Annotated in this window: 19 protein-coding genes and 1 pseudogene; 7 read left to right on the forward strand and 13 right to left on the reverse strand. The window is 66.7% G+C overall.

Going from position 1 to position 22,125, the window contains the following annotated elements; translation table 11 throughout:
* Both G3O06_RS28645 and ribBA read left to right on the forward strand, forming a co-directional pair.
* Nucleotides 1-526, forward strand: a 526-nt coding sequence (locus G3O06_RS28645; RefSeq protein ID WP_205818257.1) for an alpha/beta hydrolase fold domain-containing protein, incomplete at its 5' end; no start/stop codon positions are given.
* Nucleotides 523-1,647 (forward strand): bifunctional 3,4-dihydroxy-2-butanone-4-phosphate synthase/GTP cyclohydrolase II, encoded by a 1,125-nt coding sequence (gene ribBA / locus G3O06_RS28650; RefSeq protein ID WP_174913937.1) that lies wholly within the window; start codon nucleotides 523-525, stop codon nucleotides 1,645-1,647. The genes G3O06_RS28645 and ribBA, both read left to right, overlap by 4 nt.
* 110 nt (nucleotides 1,648-1,757) lie before the next feature.
* Here ribBA and G3O06_RS28655 read toward each other — a convergent pair whose 3' ends face one another.
* The gene (locus tag G3O06_RS28655; protein ID WP_205818258.1) at nucleotides 1,758-1,967 is read right to left on the reverse strand and encodes a DUF2252 family protein; all 210 of its coding nucleotides are present in this window, start codon (nucleotides 1,965-1,967) and stop codon (nucleotides 1,758-1,760) included.
* Nucleotides 1,968-2,186: 219 nt separating this feature from the next.
* Between G3O06_RS28655 and G3O06_RS28660 the strand changes: the two genes are divergently transcribed.
* Nucleotides 2,187-3,422: an NADH:flavin oxidoreductase gene (locus G3O06_RS28660; protein WP_205818259.1), complete on the forward strand. Its 1,236-nt coding sequence runs from the start codon at nucleotides 2,187-2,189 to the stop codon at nucleotides 3,420-3,422.
* Nucleotides 3,423-3,475: 53 nt separating this feature from the next.
* On the opposite strand, the gene G3O06_RS28665 is transcribed toward G3O06_RS28660, so the two are convergent.
* A complete protein-coding gene (locus G3O06_RS28665; RefSeq protein ID WP_174996536.1) occupies nucleotides 3,476-4,603 on the reverse strand; it encodes a VOC family protein in 1,128 nt (375 codons plus the stop codon).
* A gap of 357 nt (nucleotides 4,604-4,960) precedes the next feature.
* Between G3O06_RS28665 and shiA the strand changes: the two genes are divergently transcribed.
* A complete protein-coding gene (gene shiA / locus G3O06_RS28670; protein ID WP_175001798.1) occupies nucleotides 4,961-6,268 on the forward strand; it encodes a shikimate transporter in 1,308 nt (435 codons plus the stop codon).
* 209 nt (nucleotides 6,269-6,477) lie between these two features.
* On the forward strand, nucleotides 6,478-7,779 hold the full coding sequence (locus G3O06_RS28675) for a UDP-N-acetylglucosamine 1-carboxyvinyltransferase (RefSeq protein WP_174996535.1): 1,302 nt from the start codon (nucleotides 6,478-6,480) through the stop codon (nucleotides 7,777-7,779).
* Nucleotides 7,780-7,920: 141 nt separating this feature from the next.
* Here the strand turns inward: G3O06_RS28675 and G3O06_RS28680 are convergent, their stop codons facing one another.
* On the reverse strand, nucleotides 7,921-8,532 hold the full coding sequence (locus G3O06_RS28680; protein WP_205818260.1) for a hypothetical protein: 612 nt from the start codon (nucleotides 8,530-8,532) through the stop codon (nucleotides 7,921-7,923).
* Nucleotides 8,533-8,829: 297 nt separating this feature from the next.
* Between G3O06_RS28680 and G3O06_RS28685 the strand changes: the two genes are divergently transcribed.
* Nucleotides 8,830-9,600, forward strand: a complete 771-nt coding sequence (locus G3O06_RS28685; protein WP_011355232.1) for an IclR family transcriptional regulator C-terminal domain-containing protein — start codon at nucleotides 8,830-8,832, stop codon at nucleotides 9,598-9,600.
* A 322-nt stretch (nucleotides 9,601-9,922) separates the two neighbouring features.
* On the opposite strand, the gene G3O06_RS28690 is transcribed toward G3O06_RS28685, so the two are convergent.
* From G3O06_RS28690 to G3O06_RS28705, 4 genes are read right to left on the reverse strand one after another with little or no spacing between them, the layout of a single operon-like run.
* Complete coding sequence (locus G3O06_RS28690) at nucleotides 9,923-11,269, reverse strand: FAD-dependent oxidoreductase (RefSeq protein ID WP_205818261.1); 1,347 nt, start codon at nucleotides 11,267-11,269, stop codon at nucleotides 9,923-9,925.
* Between the two features lie 60 nt (nucleotides 11,270-11,329).
* Nucleotides 11,330-12,898 (reverse strand): CoA-transferase, encoded by a 1,569-nt coding sequence (locus G3O06_RS28695; protein ID WP_205818262.1) that lies wholly within the window; start codon nucleotides 12,896-12,898, stop codon nucleotides 11,330-11,332.
* Nucleotides 12,895-13,638, reverse strand: coding sequence for an enoyl-CoA hydratase/isomerase family protein (locus G3O06_RS28700; RefSeq protein ID WP_174996531.1), 744 nt, complete (start codon nucleotides 13,636-13,638; stop codon nucleotides 12,895-12,897). Before G3O06_RS28700 ends, G3O06_RS28695 begins: the two co-directional genes overlap by 4 nt.
* A gap of 20 nt (nucleotides 13,639-13,658) precedes the next feature.
* Nucleotides 13,659-14,990, reverse strand: a complete 1,332-nt coding sequence (locus tag G3O06_RS28705) for an MFS transporter (protein ID WP_174913904.1) — start codon at nucleotides 14,988-14,990, stop codon at nucleotides 13,659-13,661.
* A gap of 146 nt (nucleotides 14,991-15,136) precedes the next feature.
* Here G3O06_RS28705 and G3O06_RS28710 point away from each other — a divergent pair, with 146 nt between their 5' ends.
* The gene (locus G3O06_RS28710; protein WP_241020293.1) at nucleotides 15,137-15,868 is read left to right on the forward strand and encodes a GntR family transcriptional regulator; all 732 of its coding nucleotides are present in this window, start codon (nucleotides 15,137-15,139) and stop codon (nucleotides 15,866-15,868) included.
* A gap of 133 nt (nucleotides 15,869-16,001) precedes the next feature.
* On the opposite strand, the gene G3O06_RS28715 is transcribed toward G3O06_RS28710, so the two are convergent.
* The 6 genes and pseudogenes from G3O06_RS28715 to G3O06_RS28740 form a co-directional block, all read right to left on the reverse strand.
* Complete coding sequence (locus G3O06_RS28715) at nucleotides 16,002-18,302, reverse strand: ATP-dependent DNA helicase (RefSeq protein ID WP_205818263.1); 2,301 nt, start codon at nucleotides 18,300-18,302, stop codon at nucleotides 16,002-16,004.
* Nucleotides 18,299-19,993 carry a VRR-NUC domain-containing protein gene (locus tag G3O06_RS28720; protein WP_205818264.1) on the reverse strand — a complete coding sequence of 565 codons (1,695 nt, stop codon included), beginning with the start codon at nucleotides 19,991-19,993 and terminating at the stop codon, nucleotides 18,299-18,301. Before G3O06_RS28720 ends, G3O06_RS28715 begins: the two co-directional genes overlap by 4 nt.
* Before the next feature lie 96 nt (nucleotides 19,994-20,089).
* Complete coding sequence (locus G3O06_RS28725; RefSeq protein WP_174913892.1) at nucleotides 20,090-20,968, reverse strand: MipA/OmpV family protein; 879 nt, start codon at nucleotides 20,966-20,968, stop codon at nucleotides 20,090-20,092.
* 206 nt (nucleotides 20,969-21,174) lie between these two features.
* Nucleotides 21,175-21,486, reverse strand: coding sequence for a hypothetical protein (locus G3O06_RS28730; RefSeq protein ID WP_011355236.1), 312 nt, complete (start codon nucleotides 21,484-21,486; stop codon nucleotides 21,175-21,177).
* Nucleotides 21,487-21,500: 14 nt separating this feature from the next.
* Nucleotides 21,501-21,698, reverse strand: coding sequence for a hypothetical protein (locus tag G3O06_RS28735; RefSeq protein WP_174969950.1), 198 nt, complete (start codon nucleotides 21,696-21,698; stop codon nucleotides 21,501-21,503).
* 120 nt (nucleotides 21,699-21,818) lie between these two features.
* Nucleotides 21,819-22,113, reverse strand: a pseudogene (locus G3O06_RS28740) (hypothetical protein).
* Nucleotides 22,114-22,125 lie beyond the last annotated feature (12 nt).

Below are 22,125 nucleotides of genomic sequence, written 5' to 3' on the forward strand. Positions count from 1 at the left end.
TGCGCGCGATCTCGGCGCCCGCGCCGGCGCGGTGGCCGTGGCCGGCGATAGCGCCGGCGGCAATCTGGCGGCGGTCGCCGCACTGCAGTTGCGTGGCTCGGGCATCGCGATCGCGCACCAGTTGCTGCTGTATCCGGTCGTCGATTGCGCGACCGAGCATCCGTCGTACGAAACGCTCGGCAACGGCTATTTCCTGACGGCGGACATGATGCGCTGGTTCAAGCACCACTATTTCGACGACGGCGCCGATCGCGCGTCGCCGCTTGCCAGCCCGCTCGCCGAACCAGAGGTCTCGGGCGCGGCGCCGGCGACGATCGTCAGCGCCGAATTCGATCCGCTGCGCGACGAGGCCGAAGCGTATGCGCTGCGTCTCGCACAGGCCGGCACGCCGGTGACGCTGGTGCGCTGGCCGGGCCAGCTTCACGGTTTCGCGAGCATGCTCGGCGCGGTCGATGCGGCCGACCGCGTGCTGACCTTCGGCGCCGATGCGCTGCGCCGTGCGTTCGACGCGACGGAGGCACCATGACACTCGCCGGCACCCTGGAAATCGTCGACGAGCTGCGCGCGGGCCGGATGGTGCTGCTCGTCGACGAAGAGGATCGCGAGAACGAAGGCGATCTCGTGATCGCGGCCGATCACGTGACACCCGACGCGATCAATTTCATGGCGCGCTTCGGGCGCGGGCTGATCTGCCTGACGCTGACCGCCGAGCGCTGCGAGCAACTGAAGCTGCCGCCGATGGCCGATCACAACGGCACGCCGTTCGGCACCGCGTTCACCGTCAGCATCGAGGCGGCCGAAGGCGTGACGACCGGCATTTCGGCTGCCGATCGCGCACACACGATCCGTGCGGCGGTGCGGGCCGGCGCCCGCCCGGACGATCTCGTCCAGCCCGGCCACGTGTTCCCGATCGCCGCGCGCCCGGGCGGCGTGCTCGTGCGCGCGGGGCACACCGAGGCCGGCTGCGATCTCGCGGCGCTCGCCGGGCTCACGCCCGCATCGGTGATCTGCGAGGTGATGAACGACGACGGCACGATGGCGCGGCTGCCCGAGCTGAAGGCGTTCGCTGCGCATCACGGGCTGAAGATCGGCACGATCGCCGACCTGATCCATTACCGACGCGAACACGAATCGCTCGTCGAACGCGTCGGCGAACGGCCGCTGCACACACCGTGGGGCCGGTTCCGCGCGATCGAGTATCGCGACACCGTGCACGGCGCGCCGCATCTCGCGCTCGTGCGCGGCGAGCCCGATCCGTCGACGCCGGTGCTGACGCGCGTGCACGAATGCCACTCGCTGCTCGACCTGCTCGATGCGGAGCCCTCCGCGCATTCGTGGCCGCTGCACGCCGCACTGCAACGGATCGACGCGGCCGGCTGCGGGGTGGCGGTGCTGCTCGACTGCGACATGCGCGGCGACGCGATGCGGGTGCCGGCCGGCCCTGCGCGCCGCGACGGACGCGTGACGGGGATCGGTTCACAAATCCTGCGCGAGCTCGGCGTGCGGCGGCTGAACGTGCTGTCGAGCCCGTTCCGGCTGCCCGCGCTGTCGGGGCACGACCTGGAGATCATGGCGTTCATTCCGCTCGGCGACGACGATCCGGAAAGCGCACGGGGGACGCACGCGAATCCGCTGCGGGCGGCGTGAGGCGTTGACGCGGGACGGCGGGTCGGTTTTTCGCCTGACAGGCTATCGCTTGTTTTCGTCGAATACAGCCTTTGGTTTGTATTTTGACAACGCATCCCGCCCGTCCGGCGTCACGCAGCAATCCAGATCGACGGGCCGTGCGGCAGTGCGCTGCCGCTGGTTTCGACGAGCCATTCGTAAAACCGGGCCGTATTGCCGCGCACATACGCGTGAGGCGCACGCGCCATCTTCCGGCAGCGCTGCTCGGTCAGGATCGCCTGGCGCCCGGCGGGTTTCGGCAGGCGCGTCTGCTTCTGCTTGGGCTGCGACTGGCTGCTCATGCGGCTCTCCGGATGTTCTCGTCGTTTGCGGCATGCCGCATCGTCACGATGCCTTTGATCGATGCATTCCTGCAAACCGGCAGCATCGCCTGCGCCCGAACGCCACGGGCCGCCGTCTTATGCTTCATTCGACCGGATGGGGCCATCCACCTGGACGATGCGCACCGGTGCGGGTTGCGCACAATGATCGCCAAGCCCATTCCCGACGCCCGCCCCCACATGAAAACCGCCGACCTCACGACCGCGTTCAGCCCGCTGCAGATCGGCCCGCTGACGCTGCGCAACCGCCTGATCAAGTCCGCCACCAACGAGGGCATGACGCCGAACGGCGTGCCGTCGCGCGCGCTCGTCCGCTTTCACGAACGCATCGCCGAAGGCGGCGCCGCGCTGACGACCGTCGCGTACTGCGCGATCAGCGACGACGGCCGCACGTTCGTCGACCAGGCAAGGCTCGACCGGCCGACGGTCCGCCAGTTCCGCGCACTGACCGACGCCGTCCATCGCCACGGCGCCGCCGCATCCGCGCAGATCACGCACGGCGGCTGCTTCACGTTCCTGCCGTCGCTGTCGACCCAACGGCCATTGAGTGCATCGGGCGGCTTCAACAAGGTCGGCCTGATGAGCGGCCGCTTTCTGAAGCAGGCAATGACGCGCGACCAGATGTCGGCCGTCGCCGACGAATTCGCGCAGGCCGCACGCCATGCGCGCGACGCGGGCTTCGATGCGGTCGAGATCCATATGGGGCACGGCTATCTGCTCAGCCAGTTCCTGTCGCCGCTGTACAACCGCCGCCGGGATGCGTACGGCGGCGACGCGGCACGACGCGCCACGTTCCCGGTCGAGGTGTTGCGCCGCGTGCTCGATGCGGTGGGCCGCGACCTCGCCGTCGTCTGCAAGATCGGCGTGACCGAAGGCGTGCGCGGCGGCGGAACGGCCGACGACGCTTGCGAAATCGCACGGCGGCTCGAAGTCGAAGGCGCTCACCTGCTCGTGCTCAGCGGCGGGATGAACGTCGAATCGGTGTGGCAGTTGTTCGGCAGCCCGTTGCCCGGCGACGCGCGTGCGAATACCGACAATGCGATCGTGCGCGCCGCGATGGCGCTGCAGAAGCTCACCGAGCCGAAGATGGGCGCGTTTCGCGAGATGTATTTTCTCGAGCACTCGAAGAAGGTGCGCGCAGCTGTCAGGATGCCGCTCGCTTACCTCGGCGGCGTACGTTCGCGCGAGAACGTCGAGCTGGCGATGCGCGAAGGGTTCGATGCGGTGGCGCTCGCACGCGCGCTCGTGTTCGAGCCGGGTTTCGTCAACGGGCTGCGCGACGGCCGGCTCGCGCAGTCGGGCTGCACGTCGTGCAACCGCTGTGTCGTGTCGATGTACACGCCGGGCGGCACCGCGTGCGCGCTGCGCGAGCCGAACGACCCCGCGCCGAACCGCGTGCCGGCCGCCGGCGCGTGAGGCTCGGCGTGTGACGCGTGACGCGTGACGCCGGATGCGGGCGCCGGTGCCGCTCAGCCGGCGTCGCGTGCGCGGGCGAGCGCCGCGAGATTCCCTTCGCCGAATCCGTGGTGCCCCTTGCGCTGCACGATTTCGAAGAAGATCTCGCCGGGCCGGCGCTTGACGAAGGTCTGGAAGAACAGGCGCGGCACGCCGTCGCTGCCGATCTCGCCGTCGACCAGCACCGCGCGGCGGCGCAGCGCGTCGAGATCGACGCCGTGCCCCGGCAACCGCGCGTCGACGTCGTCGTAATAGCGGGCCGGCGGCTCGATGAATTCGACGCCGTTCGCGCGCAGCGCATCGACGCAGGACAGGATGTCGTCGGTGGCCAGTGCGACGTGCTGCACACCCTCGCCCGGATGGTCGGGCAGATACGCATGCATCAGCTCGGTGCGCCGCGTGCCTTCCTCGTACACCGGAATCCGCACCGCGCCGCACGGCGACACCATCACACGCGATTCCTCCGACACATGCCAATGCGCGTCGATTTCGTGGATCTCGCGAAAATGCAGCAGGTCGTGGTAGAAATCCAGCCACTCCTGCATGCGCCCCGCGCCGACGGTCTGCGTGAAATGATCGACCTGCTGCAGCCCGACTCCCACGCAGTCGAGATCGGTATGCGCGGTCGCGATGTCGATCGGCCGGAAATCGATGTCGAAGATCGAGATGTCGCCGACGCCACCCCGCTGGCCGTCGCGCCCGCGCCAGCGGTCGACGAAATAGAGGTGCGAATCGCCGATGCCCTGGATCGCCGGGATCTTCAGCTCGCCGACGCCGACCTTCTCGCCCTCGAACGCCCACGCGCCGAGCTCGATCGCACGCTCGAACGCGCGCCGGGCGCTGGCCACGCGCAGCCCGATCGCGCAGACGCCCATCCCGTATTCCTCCGCGTAGCGTGCGGCGAACGAATCGGGCTCGGCGTTGATCAGGAAATGCATCTGCCCTTGCCGGTAGAGCGTGACGTTCTTGCTGACATGCCGCGCGATCGCCTTGAACCCGAACTGCTCGAAGCGCTGCGCGAGCGCTTCCGGCACGGGCGCCGCGAATTCGACGAATTCGAGGCCGGCCATCCCGAGCGGATTGGCAGCCGGATCGCTAACGGGCGGCGTATCGCTGGACAGGGGGTGGGAATTGCCGGGCATTCCAGTCTCCGGGGACATGCGGTCGATGGGGATGGCGCCCGTCGCGTGCGGCATGCGCGGCCAGGGTGGCGACCGCGCATCCGCCCCGAACGGGCGAGTTTTCTATGCTGCCGATTTTAACCAGATCGTTCACGGCGGCACACCCTGGCCAAACGGGATATCGCCGCGCCGCCTAGTGCAAACCCGGAAAGCGTTCGATAATCGCACGGACTTGAACGATAATCGCGCACTCTGTCCGATTGGCCAATTGCCGCCGTACGGCGCGCGCCCTATTCTCCGTTCACCCATCGACTTCAATGCAGCATCGGACGCGGCGCCGCCACGATTCCTCGATGCGCCGTGCCAGGAGACACCGCCATGACCCCAACCTTCGACACCCTCGACGCCGCCGCCAGCGCCCGCATACGCAGCCAGGCCCGCAAGGCCGCGATCGGCAGCTTCGTCGGCGCCGTCGTCGACTGGTACGACTTCCTGCTGTACGGGATCGTCGCCGCGCTGGTATTCAATTCCGAGTTCTTCCCGAAAGTCAGCCCGACGATGGGCACGCTCGCGGCGTTCGCGACCTTCGGCGTCGGCTTCCTGTTCCGGCCCCTCGGCGGCGTCGTGTTCGGCCACTACGGCGACCGGCTCGGCCGCAAGCGGATGCTGGTGCTGACCGTGATGCTGATGGGGCTGTCGACGGTCGCGATCGGCCTGCTGCCGGCGTTTTCGACGATCGGCTGGTGGGCGCCCGTGCTGTTGGTGCTGATGCGCGCGGTCCAGGGGTTCGCGGTCGGCGGCGAATGGGGCGGCGCAGCGCTGATGGCCGTCGAAAGCGCGCCGAAGCAAAAGAAGGCGTTCTACAGCAGCGGCGTGCAGGTCGGCTACGGCGTCGGCCTCGTATTGGCCACGGGCATCGTGTCGATCCTGAACCACACGCTCGGCGAGGCCGCATTCAAGTCGTGGGGCTGGCGCCTGCCGTTCGTGTTCAGCATCGTGCTCGTGCTGATCGGGCTGTGGGTGCGCAAGAACATGGATGAATCCCAGGAGTTCGTCGAGAAGGTCGAACACGGCAACCGCAAGCTGCGCCTGCCGGTGCTGGAAGCGCTCACGCGCCATCCGAAGGCGTTCCTGCTGATCATTGCGCTGCGGCTCGCCGAACTGTTCACGATGTATATCGTCACCGCGTTCGCGCTCAGCTATTCGACGACGAACCTCGGCATGTCGCGCGACCTGTTCCTGAACATCGGCCTGCTGGTGGGCGCGGTGAGTTGCGTGACGATCCCGTGTTTCGCATGGCTGGCCGATCGCTACGGCCTGCGCCGCATCTACCTGATCGGCGCGCTGATCGGCGTCGCGTCGGCGGTACCGTTCTTCGTCGCGCTGGAGGCGCGGTCGATCGCGTGGATCGTGATCTTCTCGATCCTGCTCGCGAATGCCGCGCACGACATGGTCGTGAGCGTCCAGCAGCCGCTGTTCACCGAGCTGTTCGGCGCCGAATACCGCTATAGCGGCGCGGGCGTCGGCTACCAGTTCGCGAGCGTGGTCGGCGGCGGGTTCACGCCGTTCATCGCGGTCGGCCTCGTCAGCGTGGCCGGCGGTTCGTGGCACCTCGTCGCCGGCTATCTCGCGGTGGGCTGCCTGATCTCGCTGGTGGTCGCCGCGCGGATGCGGGCGGCGCAGTAACGCCCCGACCAGATGGCCGGTCCGATCCGCGGCCGGCCATCACACATCGCTCGACGTCGACCGGCAACACCCCGCTCCTCGCGTGCACGACGTCAAACACTGTCAGTTACACGCGTCGATTCCCCGTTTTCCCCTCCGAACATTCCACGCCGCCCGCCTACCAATGGCATCATATGGGCCTACGTCAGTCACCGATACGCCCCCATATCATGTCGAATCTCATCGTCCACGGCGGCACTCCGCTGCGCGGGGACATCAAGCCGTCCGCGAACAAGAACGCCGTCCTGCCGATTCTGTGCGCCACCCTGTTGACCGATCAGCCGCTGCGCCTCATCGGCGTGCCGGATATCACCGACGTGCGCAAGATCCTCGACATCTTCCGCACGCTCGGCAGCGACGTGTCGGTCGACTTCACGACGGGCCTGCTCGAACTCCACCATCGCAACACGAAATTCGATCCGGCCGTCCACCGGCTGCCGGAAGCGATGCGTTCGTCGATCATGCTGATCCCGCCGCTGCTCGCGCGCTTCGGCGTCGCGCGCCTCGAGAACGACGTGAAGGGCTGCACGCTCGGCGTGCGCGAGATCGATCCGCACGTCGAGGTGTTCGAGCGCTTCGGCGCGCACATCGAGCGCACGCCCGATTCGCTGATCGTCCGCACTGACGGCCCGCTGACGGCCAACGATCACTGGCTCGACTACGCGTCGGTCACGACCACCGAAAACTTCGCGCTGTGCGCGACCACCGCGAGCGGCACGTCGACGCTGATGAACGCAGCGTCCGAGCCGCACGTGCAGGAGTTCTGCCAGTTCCTCGCGATGATCGGCGTCGCGATCGAGGGTATCGGCACGTCGCGGCTCTGCGTGACGGGCGGCGGCAAGCTCGGTGGCGGCGAGTTCCGCTTCGCCGAGGATTTCCACGAGATCGCGACGTTCCTCGCGCTCGGTGCGATCACGGGCGGCGACATCACGGTGCGCAACTCGTCTCCCGAACACTTCCCTCTGATCGACCGCACGTTCGCGAAGTTCGGCGTCAACGTCACGCACCGCGACGGCTGGTCGCGCGCGGAACGCGATGGCCCGCTGCGCGTGCGCCGGCCGTTCACGCAGAACATCCTCACCAAGGTCGAAGCCGCGCCGTGGCCGTACCTGCCGGTCGACCTGCTGCCGATCTTCATCGCGCTCGGCGTGCGCGCGGAAGGCAGCGCGATGTTCTGGAACAAGGTCTACGACGGTGCGCTCGGCTGGTCCGGCGAGCTGTCGAAGTTCGGTGCGCACGTGCTGCTGTCCGATCCGCACCGCCTGATCACGTTCGGCGGGCTGCAACTGACGCCGGCGCGCGTCGAGAGCCCGTACATCATCCGCGTCGCGATCGCGCTGCTGATGGTGGCCGCGAGCATCGAGGGCCGCTCGGAAATCATGAACGCGCTGCCGATCCGCCGTGCGCACCCGCACTTCGTCGAGAACCTGCGCTCGGTCGGCGCGAACGTCGAGTGGACGAGCAGCGAGTAAGGCTGCGCCGGAGGCGGTACGTGTGACAGCGGCGCTGCCTCCTTCCCGCCGGTCCTTTCATGTCTGCGTCGACAGGCAGCCCGGCAGTCATCGACACTTCCCCGTCGACCAGCTCCGGCCGGCCGCACAATCCGCCACGCGTTACTCCCCGCCCCCGCAATCGACATCGCCCGCGCCCATGTGGTCGAACCCGTAGAGCATCACGGCCGTCGTGCCGCGCGCAGGGTTGCTCGGACGCTTCGCCAGGCTTTCGTCGAGTGGGGCCGACGGATACTGGACACTCGTGTCCATCAGGTTGTCAGGCACTGACCGTAACTCCGTTTCGGACAGCTTGCGCCCTTCCGCACGCGGCAACCCGAACGCCTTGCGCACGTCCGCTTCGTTCCACGTCCCCTTCAGCGTGATGGTGACCATCTGCAGGTCGCCGTGCTCCCAGTCCAGTTCGACCTTCGTCGCGAGCGGATGCACGCCGGCCGCGAGCCGGTCGGGGAACGCCGGGCCTTCGTAGTAGGCCTTCGTGTTCTTGCACGCATCGCCGGTGTTCCGGTACTTCTTCAGCGCGCAATTGAAGCGCTTGTCACGGTAGCCGAAGATCGTTTCGACGTAGCAGCCGAATTTCGGCGACGTCGTGCGCGGCCACGCACGCACGTCGACGGTCGGCTTCGGGAGCGGTGTGCCGGACGAAGGGTTCGCCGCGGCAAGCAGCGGTACGGCCGCGACGAGCACGGCCAACGCGGATTCGCAAATTTTCATTGTTCTGTTCCAGTCGAGGCGGCGATTCTAGCGCGGCTTGGCCAGCGAGAGCGTCCCCGCAATGCTGCGGAACAGCGGCAAGGCTTTCGGCATGTCTCCCACCCAGGTCGCGCACGTCAGGCTGATCCGGCAGCTCGGCGTGTCGGCGGTTGTCTTCGACGGTCATGTTCCAGGCGTGGGGCACGCATCCGGCGTCGAATCATGCAAGCCCCGGTCGCGCGTCGCGGCTGCGCCGATCTGCGCGATAATCGCCCATTCACGCGCGATTACCGCGCACCCAGAAGCCACCTTCCGACAATGAAAAAGCCCGAACTCGACCGACGCGACTGGATTGCCGGCCTCGAAAAGGGTCTGGCGATCCTCGAGGCGTTCGACAGCCAGCATGCGCGCATGACGCCCACCCAGGCCGCCGCGCGCACCGGTCTCACGCGCACGGCCGCGCGGCGCTACCTGCTGACGCTCGAATCGCTCGGCTACGTGTACACCGACGGCAAGCTGTACGGTCTCACGCCGCGCGTGCTGCGGGTCGGCTGGTCGTACTTCGATTCGGCACGCTTGCCGCGCACGGTCCAGCCCTATCTGCAGCAATTGAGCGCGTCGCTGAACGAGTCGGCGTACGTGAGCGTGCTCGACGGCTGGGAACTCGTGTTCATCGCGCGCAACGGCGTGTCGCGCGTGATGACGACCGGCTTTGTGCTCGGCGCGCGCGTGCCGGCGCCGCTCACGTCGCCGGGCGTCGTGCTGCTCGCCCATCATCCCGATCGCGAAGCCGTGCGCGCGTGGCTCGACGACACCGAACTGCCGCCGTTCACACCGCACACGATCACCAACAAGGCGCGCCTGCTCGAACAGGTCGACCAGGCCCGCGATGCGGGGTTCGCCGCGATCGAACAGCAATTGCAGGTCGGCGTGCGCGGAATCGCGGTGCCGCTGAAGAACCGTCACGGTGAAGTGGTCGCCGCATTGAGCACGAACATGCCGATCGGCGCGGAAACGACCGACGCGGCCGTGCGGCGCGTGCTGCCGCATCTGCAGGAAGCCGCGCTCGCGATGCTGAACGTACTCTAGGAAAGTTCGCCGATTGCCCCGTCTCCCTTCTGCTCGTTTCCGCAAATCACGACGACCTCGGTACCGTCATCGATCGGATAAGAGGACCACGCTGCTCGCGACGCACCATGGCAAGTACATCGAAAGGCCATCGCCGCTTCACCGCAATGCGTCGCGCAGCAGCGTAATGGCGGCGATTCCAGATCGAGGCCACCGCTGCGCCTGATCCGACGCAGCACGAGCACATAAGCGCGTAATCAGCGCGCTGGCCCGCAGGACGAGCCGCGCCACCGGCTCGTGGCATCGGCCCTCCCGCTCGAACCAGGCGACTTTCAACCAACCCTCAATCGAGATCCGCGCCATCGCGATTGAGCAACAGGCGAATGTCCTGCCCGGCGATCTGTCTCGTTTCAAGATGCTCGTTGACGGAAAGCGCCGCCGCATGCCCGACCGCATGACCGTAGGAAAAGCATTGCGCGGTGACACGGGCCGACGCGACGGCTTCATGCTCGGCAGACAGGCAGCGCCCGGCAAACAGCAGCGATTCGCCGGAGGCAGGGACGAAGCAGCCAAATGGCACTTCGTAGAAATCGTTGAGCAACCATTCGACGCGCGGCCGGTTTCCGGAGTGCAGCTCGATCGGCCATGGCGACCGCGCAATGCCGTCGGCGAATTTCGCGCCGCCGAGAATATCCGCATTGCGCAGCGTCGCGACGCCTTGCGCCTGCCGGGTCTGCCGGACGCCCACCTGGACGGCCGTGTCGTTCACCCAGCTCGCCTCGCAACCGGCGAGGTATTCGCGGAAAAACCGTGCATACTCGCGCGCCTGAATCCGCCCTTCGACTTCGGCATCCGAGAAATCGCGATATAGCACTGCGTTCAGTTCGCGGCCATCGCTCCCCGTGACACGCGTACAGTTGCACAGCAATTCGCCCGGCCGCGTGGTCGGAAACAGCCATATCTTGGTGCGCGGGAGCCGGTAGCCAGCGGTATTCGCGTGCGCGATATGCGCCATCACCTCGGCGGGCATGATCGTGTCGCGTCCATAGGCCGACACGAATCGCTCGACGTCGACGCCCATCAACCGGAAGATCATCGTCGGGTTCTGCACGTGCCCATGGTCGCCCATGAAGGTCGGCAATCCGGTCATCGCAACCAGATCCGCGTCGCCGGTCGCATCGATCGTGACCTTGGCCCTGACCTGTACCTTGCCCTCCTTCGTGTACAGCTGCGCGCCCGCGACACGGTCGCCTTCCATCAGGACCTCCGTGACGATCGCGTGATAGATCGTCGTCACGCCTGCTTCGGCGAGCAAGGCATCGGCGCTCTCACGCCAGGCCAGCGGCTCGTGAACGCGCGTATAGGTCTTGCCGTACTTGAGCGGCGCGCTCAGCCCGTCACGACGCTCCATCTGTGCAATGAACTCGTCGACGAAGCCATGCACCAGCTGCCGCGGCGGCGCGTCGCCATCGCTCGCCTCGTACAGGCCGCAGATCGTGCCGGACAATCCGGCAACCGCACCGCCGCCGCAAAAGCCGTACCGTTCGACCAGAATCACCTTGCATCCCTGGCGAGCGGCCGTGACGGCGGCAGCCAGGCCGGTTGCCCCGCCGCCCGCCACCAGGACATCGGCGTGCAGGACCTGTGCGGGGCGCTCGTCCGAGCAATGAACCGCGTATTGGATCGCCATCGAATGATCTCCTCGTTGGGCGCCCGCGGCCATCGCGAATCGTGGCCGCAAGCGCCATCATCAATTCGCAAACAGCTCGGCTTCCATCAGCTTGAGCTTCTCGGCGATCCGCTTCGGGCGAAACTCCATCTGCTCGAGCACATCCCGCTGCACGTCGATCCCCTTTGCCACCTCGGTAAGAACCAGACCGTCCGGCTCCACTTCGAACACCGCGCGCTCGGTAATGAGTTTGGCCGTCTGCCCGCGCTCCCTGACGTTCTTCATCACCGGATAGGTGATCTGCTCCGCCTGGGACACGAATTTCCTGACCCGCCCTTCACGCGCGATGCTGAGCCCGCCGGCCCCGATCTCGGCCTCGAGCCCGGCCGTCGTAAAGGTGCCGGTAAAGATCAGGTCCCGTGCGTTGTACGCGATGTCGATGAATCCGCCCGCACCGGGATTGAACGCACCGAAACGGCTGACGTTGACGTTGCCCGCGGCATCGAATTGCGCAAACGCGAGTGCCGCGAACCGGCAGTTCCCGCCATTGATGAAATCGAACTGGTTCAGGCCGTCGAGCAACGCCTCGGGATACAGGTTCGCGGAAAACTGCCAGCCGCTCATCACGAGGCCGCCGAAGGTGCCATGCTCGGTCGTCATCCAGTAGTCGTTGATCCGGTCGCCTTCGAACAGGCCGTCCTCCCACATCGTCAGCGGGGCATCGGACGATGCGCCGAATCCGAAGATGCTGACCGTCTCGCGAGGCACTTCGCGGGCAGCTCTCCGCGCGACGATCTTGTCGATCGACAGCGGCAGCGGCGCGAGGCCGTTGAAGGCTGGCGGCTGGCCGCCCAGATAGGCTGCGTCGAACGGCGTATCCGTCACCATCAGTTGCTCGGCGTCGACCACGACATGATCGACCAGCACCCCGGGAATCTTGACGTCCTGGACGGCGCGCGTACGCCGTTCGGTGACGCGCTGAACCTGCGCAATCACGCGGCCGCCGCATGCCTTGACCGCAAGCGCAATCGCAAGCGACGACGACATGAGCGCCTCGCTTTCGAACGACAGGTTGCCGAACTCGTCCGCGCTGGATGCGCGAATGATGCCGACATCGAGTTTGCGCGTCGGGTAAAACAGGAACTCTTCGCCGTTGAACTCGACGAGCCTGATCAGATCTTCCTCGCTGCGCCCCGTCAGCTTGCCGCCATGCTGGCGCGGATCGACATAGGTTCCCAACCCGATCCGCGTGAGGTAGCCGGGCCCTCGCCGCGCAACCTCGCGCAGCCAGTGCATGCTCGCGCCGATAGGCCAGCTATAGGCTTCGATCGCATTCTCCCGGATCAGCCGCATCAGTTCCGGCCGTTTGCCGGTGCGCGGATCGACCGGATTGACGTACGAGCCCGATACGATGCGTTTCATCAGCCCCGGCTTGGCGACCCAGTCCATGCCCTTGATCCCCATCGAGTCGCCGGTGCCGCAGGGAAAATAAAACGAGAGGTTCGCGGGCGAACCGACCTGATCGTGGCGCTCGCGAATGGCCCGCAGGATGCGATCCGGCGTAATCCATCCGATCACGCCGACACTCGCCACCTCGCAGCCGTCGGGAATCTTCGAAACGGCTTCCTGCGCTGAGCAAATCTTGGTCATGCTTTGACTCCGAAGGCATTGAGGGTCGCCTTCGCGACCGGATGTTCGCAGTTCTCGGCGAACAACAGATTGGCTTCCGCATCGCGAATCTCGCCGTGGGCGGCGAAGCTGTCGCGGAAATAGCGTTTGGTGGCGACGACGGCGGGCAACGGATAGCTCGCGAGCGTGTTCGCGACCTCCAGCGCCATCGGCAGCGCGCTCGCATCCTGTGTCACGTAATCGGCGAGGCCAAGGCGCTGCGCCTCGGCGCCGTCGATGACTTCGACGCCCCACGCGAGGCGCCGCGCGGTTGCCGGCGTGCATCGGCCCAGCAGGAATTCCAGGCCCCACGGCGGAATCCAGCCGATCTTCACTTCCGGCATGTGCCATCGGCACGTCGCGGTCGTCACGACGAGATCGCATGCCGCGGCAAGCGCCACCCCGCCGCCCAGCGCAAAGCCCGACACGGCGCACAGAACCGGCTTGCGAAGCATCGAGATGCTCCGCGCCAGCGCGGCCGTCACCGCTTCGTGCTCGCGCATCTCGGCCATGCTCATGTTGCCGAGTTCCTTGAGGTCGCTCCCCGCGCAAAAGCCCGGTTCGGTACCGGTGAGGACGATCGCGCGGACGTCGTCGTTCGCCTCGGCGTCGCGCAATGCGGCTTTCAAGCCGCAGATCAGTTCGGTGCCCAGCGCGTTACGACGCCTCGGGCGATCGATGGTCAGGATGTTGACCGCTTCTTGATGCTCGCTCAGTAACATGAAATACCCTCCGAATGTGCTCAGGTCGTAGCCGGTTCATTGGCTGACGTACGCGCCGAGTCGTTTCGCTCGATACGAATGAACCAGGACGCCAGGATGCCGACGAGGACGCACCCGGCCAGGAAGATCCAGCCGTTCGAATAGTCCTTGCCCGCCGAAGTGGTGACGATGAGGCTCGCGAAAATCTTCGCGCTGAAGGCCGCGACGACGTAGCCGACGCCATTCACGAATCCCATGGCCTTGCCGTACACCTCCGGGGTGAAGATTTCGGCCGGCACGGTAAGGAACGGCCCCCACGCCATATTTGCGAAAAAGCCCATCCCGCAGAGCGCGAACGCGAGGAGTTGCTGGTTGCCGTCTCGCAGTGTCGCGATCACCAGCAGGAACGGGATCAGCCCCGTGAAGCAGGTCGCGATCATGACGCGGCGGTTGCCGCGAAAAACCTTGTCCGACAGGTAGGAAGACACGAAGCTGCCGATCGCGCCCGCCACGAAATAGAGGCCGGCCCACAAGCCCATCGTCTGGATCTTGAAACCGAACTTGTCCGCGAGATAGAGCGGAATCCAGATCGATGCGCCCCAATAGGTCACCTGCATCACGACGTCGACCACGACGACCGCGATATAGGCAGGATGCTTGAACAGGTCGAGGAACGAAAAATGCTTGACCGTCAGGATCCGGCGTTGCACGTCGGTGAAGTTCTTGCCGTCCAGAACGCCCGCCTCGATCTCGTCCTTGTAGCTGTATTCGAGCTCCGCGCGAGTGATGCGGGGATAGTGTTCGGGACGGTCGTAGACGAAATACGCGATCAGGGCCAGCGGGATCACGCCAAGCGCGCCGGAGATGAAGAACACCAGACGCCAGCTACCCGTGTGTGCGGCCAGCTGCGTCGCGAAGATGCTGGCCCATGCCGGCGTCAGGATCCACGCCCACGACAGCAGTGCCTGCGCCCGCGCCCGCCCTTCCTTGTTGAACCACCGCATCAGCACGCGGGCCGACGGAACGTACTCCGTGCCGACCAGTATCCCGAACAGCGCCATCCGGATGAAGTACTCGTTCCGGCTGTGCAGGAAACCCATCCACGCAGTCATCAACGACCACGAGATGACCGAGAAGATCAGCATCTTCTTCGCACCGTACTTGTCGGTCAGCACACCGGACACGTATTGCGAAGGCCCGTAGAAGATGAGCATCAGGAATGTGCCGGTACCGATATCGGCGGCGCTCATCCCGATGTCGGCCGCAATCAGCGGGTTGAGCAGATTGGTTTTCACGCGATCCAGGAACTGGATGCTGTAAGCCACGAACAGCACGGTGGCAATGATCCACCGGTAATCGACTCTCGGTTTCATACGGTTTCCTTACGATTCGATTCCTACGCCAAGTCACATATCATTTGGATATCGCTGATATGTTAGTAGAATATTAATCAGAAACTCGATCGTCAAAGCGGGTATACCCGCGCAACTACGCAGGCTGGCCGGCACGCAGGGGTTGGATGCACGGCGCGAGTCGCGCTAATATGTTAGTGACATTTTTCAGGCGACGACCCATGTACCAGACCGAACAGACCAGCGGATCGCTTGCCGATCAGGCCCATCAGCAACTGGAAGAACTCATCGTGACACTGAAGCTGGCGCCCGGCAGCGTATGGTCGGAGGTGTCGCTCGCGGAGAAGTTGAATACCGGGCGCACACCGGTTCGCGAAGCGGCGCAACGATTGGCCGCGGCGCACCTGCTGGAGATCGTGCCGCGTCACGGCATCATGATCACGGTACCCAATATCCATGATCAGTTGCTGGTGCTCGAAACCCGCCGCGAACTGGAGCGCCTCATTGCCCAGCGCGCGGCACGGCGTGCGCTGCCCGACGAGCGGAGCCAGATGCGGGAAGTCGCCGCGAAGCTCGAGGTGGCCGGCGAGTCACGCGACGTGCTCGCGTACCTGCGAAGCTTGTATGTCGCCAATCGGCTCATGGCGCAGCTCGCGCGCAACCGGTTCGCAGCGGAGGCCGTCGCGCCGTTGCATGCGCTGTCCCGGCGTTTCTATTTCATCCATCACACGGACCTGAACGATCTGCTGAAGGTCAGCCAGCAGCACGCCCGTGTCGCACGTGCGATCGCCGACGGCGACGAGCGGGAAGCCGGACTCGCGGCCGATACGATGATGGACTACGTCGATGCCTTTACGAGGCAATCCTTTACGCGTGATTTCGAGCCGCATCAGATCTGATGCCGTGCGACCGCTTCGAACTTTTTGATCCACGAAGCGGCTCGGGCGGAAACGCACGCGATCGGTCACGCGGACGTTGCGCGGCAACGGGCACCGGCAGGCTCGCGTACACGACGGTCAGGCGGCCCTTGCCTTACCCGATCCGCCACCAGCGCGGCAGCAGATCGCGCACCTCCCGCCGCCGGTAACGGTCGTCGATCAAGTGCACGACGCCTTCGTCGTGCTCGGTGCGGATCACGCGCCCGGCCGCCTGCACGACCTTCTGCAAGCCCGGGTACAGGTACATGTAGTCGTAGCCGTTGCCGAAGCGCGCGTCCATCGCGCGCCGCATCTGCTCGTTGACGTCGTTGACTTGCGGCAGCCCGAGCGTCGCGATGAACGCGCCGATCAGCCGCTCGCCGACCAGGTCCACGCCTTCCGAGAACGCCCCGCCCAGCACCGCGAAACCGACGCCGCGCCCGCCCGCGTCGAAGCGCGCGAGAAACGCGTCGCGCTCGCTTTCGGCCATGCCGGGCGCCTGCGCCCAGACGGGCACATCCGGATGCCGCGTCTGCATCAGCGCAACCACGCGCCCCAGGTAGTCGAAGCTGCTCAGGAAGCCGAGATAGTTGCCGGGCCGCGTCGCGTATTGCGCGGCGATCAGGTCGACGATCGGTTCGAGCGAACGGTCGCGGTCGCGCCAGCGCGTCGACACGTGGCTCGCGACGCGTACCGTCAGTTGCTCGGCCCGGAACGGCCCGTCGACGTCGAGCCAACCGGTGTCGCCGGGCAACCCGAGGGTGTCGCGGTAAAAGTGAAACGGGCTCAGCGTGCCCGAGAACAGCACGGTCGCGCACGCGGCTTCGTAGCGCGGCGCGAGAAAGCCGGCCGGAATCACGTTGCGCACGCAGAGCGTCGACTGGACGCGGCGCCGGCGGCCGGCCGACCCAACGCCGTCGAGCGCCGGCTGGCGCGGCATCGGTTCGCCATGCAGCGTCGCGTCGAAGATCGACGCGCTGTCGAAGGCGTCGGCAAGCACGCCGAACTGGATCGCCTCGAAATGAAAGCGCAGCAGCGCGTCGCCGTTCGCGCGCGGCGCGTCGGCCAGGTGTTCGCCGATCGCCGCGACGAGATTCTGCACGGCCGACACGATCGGGCCCGGTATCTCGGGATACGCGGCATAACGCTCGGCCTGCACGCGATTGACCGTGCCCCATGCGCGGGCCAGCCGGTCGAAAGCCTTGCGCAGCGCCGCGGGCGCGGCCTCGCGCGCAGCCGCGAACGCGAACGGGTCGAGCGACGCGCTGTACATCTTGCGCGCGCGATCGAGCAGGTTGTGCGCTTCGTCGACGAGCACGCCGACGCGCCACTGGTTCTGCTGCGCGAGCGTGTGCAGCATCGCGCTGCCGTCGTAGTAGTAGTTGTAGTCGCCGATCATCATGTCGGACCAGCGTGCGAGCTCTTGAGACAGGTAGTACGGGCACACGTCGTGCGCGAGCGCGGCCGTGCGCACCGTGTCTCGATCGAGCAGCCCTGCCTCGATCGCCGCATCGCGTGCGGCCGGCAGCCGGTCGTAGAAACCTTTCGCGAGCGGGCACGATTCGCCGTGACATGCGCTGTCCGGATGCTCGCACGCCTTGTCGCGTGCGACGAGTTCCAGCACGCGCAGCGGCAGCGCGGGCGTGCCCGCACCGAGCGTCGTCGCCGCTTCGAGCGCGAGTGCGCGACCGGGCGTTTTCGCGGTCAGGAAGTACACATGGTCGAGTTCGCCCTCGCCGCAGGCTTTCAGCAGCGGAAACACGGTGCCGAGCGTCTTGCCGATGCCGGTCGGCGCTTGTGCCATCAGGCAACGCTCGTCGCGTGCCGCGCGATAGACGGCCACCGCCAGTTCGCGCTGGCCGCTACGAAACTGCCCGTGCGGAAACGCCAGCGCGCGCAGTGCCGCATCGCGCGCCGCGCGATGGGCCGTCTCGCGCTCGGCCCAGCCAACGAAGCACGCGCACTGCTCGGCGAAGAACGTCGCGAGCTCGGCCGCCGCCAGCGTTTGCGTCAGCACCGTCTCGCGCTCCGACACGATGTCGAAATAGACGAGCGCAACGTCGATGTCCTGGAGGCCGCGCGCATCGCACATCAGGTGCGCGTAGACCTTCGCCTGCGCCCAGTGCAGTGCGCGATGGTTGGCCGGCATCGCATCGAGGCTGCCGCGATAGGTCTTGATCTCCTCGAGGCGGTTCGCCACCGGATCGTAGCCGTCCGCGCGGCCGCGCACGGTGAGCGTGCCCCACGTGCCCGTCAGCGCGATCTCGGTTTCGTAGCGTGCGCCGCGATTCGACGTGACCGCACCGTGGCCGGCGATGCCTTCGAGCGCTGTGGGCGCGGGCGTGAAGCGCAGGTCGAGATCGCCGCGCCGCGCGGTGAACTCGCACATCGCCCGCACCGCGACGACGTAGCTCATGCGGACAGTCCCGCCGCTTCGGCGTGCGCGATGCCCTCGCCGGCCCACTCGACGTCGATCACGCGCACCGGAATGCCGTGCGCGACGCAGTACGCGAGCCAGCGCGTCTGGTTGTCCTGGAGGCGGTCGCCGGGGCCTTTCACTTCGATGAGCTCGTAGCGGCGCTCGCCGGGCCAGAAGCGGACGAGATCGGGCAGCCCCGACCGGTTGCCGCGGATATCCGCGAGCAGGCGCGTGAACCACAGCCGCAAGTGCTCGGGCGGCAGGCACGCGAGCGCCTCGTCGAGCAGTTCGTCGCTCAGCACGCCCCAGAACACGAACGGCGATTGCAGCCCCGCCTTCGTCGCGAAATGCCGGCGGATCGTGTCGCGATATGCACCCGAATCGAGTTGCGCGAAGCACGAGGCGAACGCGTCCGCACGGCGCGCGACGAAATCGGGCGCGTGCAGGTCGGCCGGGCCGCGCTGGAACGGGTGGAAGAACGCACCGGGCACCGCGGCAAACACGGGCTCCCAGCACAGCAGCCCGAACAGCGAATTGATCAGCGTGTTTTCGACGTAATGGACCGGTGAAGCCGGTTGCGCGAGATGGTCGCGAACCGCGAATTCGACACTGACGAATGCATCGGGGCGCGCGATCACGAGCGTTTCGCGCGGCACGTCCGCCGCTGCGGCCGCACGTTCGACGCGCTGGCCGAGCCGGCGCTGCAGGCGCGGCAGCATGCGCTCGACACGCTGGCGCTCCTCGTCGCTCTCGAAGCCGCCGCGCGCATCGAGCGCCAGCGCGAGCGCATCGTCGTCGCGCCCGCAGCGTTCGAGCACGCGGATGCGCCGGTGGCGGCTGCCGGGCCATGCGCTGCGTGCATACGCGTCGAGCGCGGCGGCCCAGTCGGCGCGGCGCTCGCAGGTCTGCCCGAGCGCGAACAGCAGCTTCGCACGACGCGTCGCGAGCCATGGCTGCGCGCAGCCGACCGCGTCGATCGCGCGCATCAGGTCGTCGAACGGCAGATCGTCAGGCCATGCGTCGAGCGCATCGCGGCACATCTGCAGCGCGAGATAGGTATCGACGTCGCCGCGCTGCTGGAACGCGCGCGACGACGGTGCGATCGGCACGCTTTCGTACTGGAACACGCCGAGATCGGCGAGCACGAACTCGCTCCAGTCCTGATGGAGATTGCCGAAGAACATCAGGCGCAGCCGGTCGCACAGCGCGCCGACCGTCACGCGCAGCACGCGGTCGCCGGCCTGCGCGCACCACGCGTCGAGCGGTTGCGCGACGTCGTGCGCGGGACGCAGCCGTTCGAGCCATTCGGGCTTGCGCTCGCCCGCATGCGCGGCGAGTGCCGGGAAGATGCGCAGCAGATCGGCCTTGGTCGACAGTGCGAACAGTTCGTCGAGCGTCAGCGCGGGCGCCGGATCGACCCAGCCGAGTTCGACGAGCGGCGCGGCCGCGTCGAGCGCGCAGCCGATTTCGTCGTACACGAGCTTGCTGGCGCGGAAATCGGACCCGTTGCGCATCAGCATCCGCACGAGCAACGCGCGCGACGCCTGCGGCAGCGTGGCGAACTGCCGGACGAACGCGTGCTCGTGCGCGTCGAACAGGTCGTCGTAACGCGCACCGAGCCAGGCCAGCGCGCGTTCGAAATTGGTCAGGTAGTAAAACGCCGGGGGCGTCGGCGAAGCAGGCGTCACGGTGATCGATCACTGTACATTTGTACAGGTCGAAATCATATCAAATGTGGCGGCGGATGCCGCATGCCCCATCGGCCATCGGCTGCCCGGCGGCGGTCAGAACTGGTAATTCACCGACATGTCGAACACGCCGTTGGTCGACTGCTGCGTGATCGGGCTGCGCGCGGCGCGGCCGACGAGCTGCTCGATCGCACCGTCGATCGTGATGAACCAGTGCTTGTTCAAGAACCAGGCCATCGTTACACCCGCGCCGAACGACTTGAGCCCGGCCCCCGACGAATAGGCCGGCAGCCCCGAGCGCGCGGCGGCGCCCTGGCTCACGCCGAACCAGCTGTTCATGTAGCGCGAATCGGCGAACGACACGGTCGGCCCCGCGAACCAGAAGAAATGCTCGTTGCTGCCCGGCAGCGGCATGTACGCGGAGAAATCGCCGACCCAGCCATTCGAGCCGCCGAGGCTGCGCCGGATGTCCGCGCGCAGCACGAGCGGAAATTCCTTCGAGATCACGTAATCGGCCGCCAGTTTCATCACCGGGGCCGCGTTGATGTTGTCGAGGCCGTTCAGGTGCTGGATATCGTCGGCCGAGCGGCGCCCGAGGTCGTAACCGACGGACAGGCTCACGCGCCAGTTCGGCCCGCGCAGCACGTTCGCGCCGAGCCCTTCGCCCGTCGACAGGAAGAACAGGTCGCGATAGCGGATATCGATAGTCGGGCCGCCCATCACGCGATAGCGATCGGAGCCCGCATAGCGCGGCTGCAGCGTCATCGCGGCGCCCATGCTGATATCCCAGGTGGAGACGTTCGGCTCGTACAGTTTTTCGAGCGGCACACCCGCCGAGTATTGCCACTCGCCGAGCGGCGAAGGCGTCTGGGCCGCCGCGTCGCGGGCGCCGGCCGTGGCGAGCGCAGCGCAGGCCGACACACCGGAAACGAACCGGCGTGCGCCGGGTGACAGCAAAGGGCGAGCAGCAGTCATGAAGGCAGTCCCCGTCGGTTGCGCGAAACGAACCCGAAGGAAAGCGCATTGCGCTTCTTCGGCTGCAGCGGCTGGCAGCCTGCGGCGCGAACGTAGCATGCGCTGAATTAACGGACATCCTACGCGACGCGTGCGCGGACGCAAAGCGCCCGCTGCGCGCGGGCACTTTGCCGTACGCCGGCATCGACCGGTGAAGCGTGGTGGAATCAGAATCGCTCGACGTGATAGTCGCCGGCCAGTGCGGCCGGGCTGCGCGTCGACATCATCCGCGAGAAGCCGTCGGCGAGCCGTCCGAGCGCGAGCTGCTTCTGGCTCGCGTCCCAGTGCGTATAGGTGTCGTACGCGGCATCGTCGAACGACACGGTGACGGCAACCGGGTGGCCGCTCGCGCGAAAGCCGATCTGCAGCACCCCGCCCGGCAATTCCTCGATGTGATAGCGCAACGAGCGCGATTCGAAATAGCGGCCCAGCACCTGAGCGATCGCGCGCTTGTCTGGCGATTGCACGTGAATATCCATGAGGGTCCTCCTTTTCAGTGTTCGCGCGGACGGTTGTGTGCACTGCTTCCTGCCGGCATCCGAATCGGCGGCGGATGCGACGGCGGGTCGCCGTGCGGTAGCCCTTCGGGCACGGGCGGATCGACGGGATCGTCGTGCCCGGGTGGCATCGGATCCGGGTCGACGTCGGGTGTCGTCGGCTCGGGGCGGTGCAGCGTGAATGGCGTCTTCATGTGTCTCCTGCGCGACGGCGCGCGCATCTCGATAGCGCTGCAACCATGCGCAAGCGGCGTGCCCGCCGCCGCACCGCCGCGTCACCTTGTTGTCGGCTCTGGTCGGACGCTGCCATGCGCTCAGTCGTCATAGGCGGCCATCACCAGCCGCATCGTGCCCCCTCCGCGGCCAGCCGTACCGCGAGCGCGAACCGGTCGGACGGCGCGCATTCCGCGACGAGCGCCTGCTGCGCGCTCGGGCGTCGTAGACGGTGTCGTTCAGTTCGCGTACGTCGTCCTTGCCGTCGAACATGCGCTGCTCGGGCCGATGGCCGCGCGATTCGCGCTTCCACGTGTCGAAACGCTCGCGCACATGGGAGAAATCGCCGCCGCATACGTTCGCGTCGTAACGTATCCTTTCTGTGAATGCATTCATCACGATGTCCTC

The organism is Burkholderia sp. Ac-20345, assembly GCF_017104825.1.
GTDB classification, from domain to species: Bacteria; Pseudomonadota; Gammaproteobacteria; order Burkholderiales; family Burkholderiaceae; genus Burkholderia; species Burkholderia lata_B.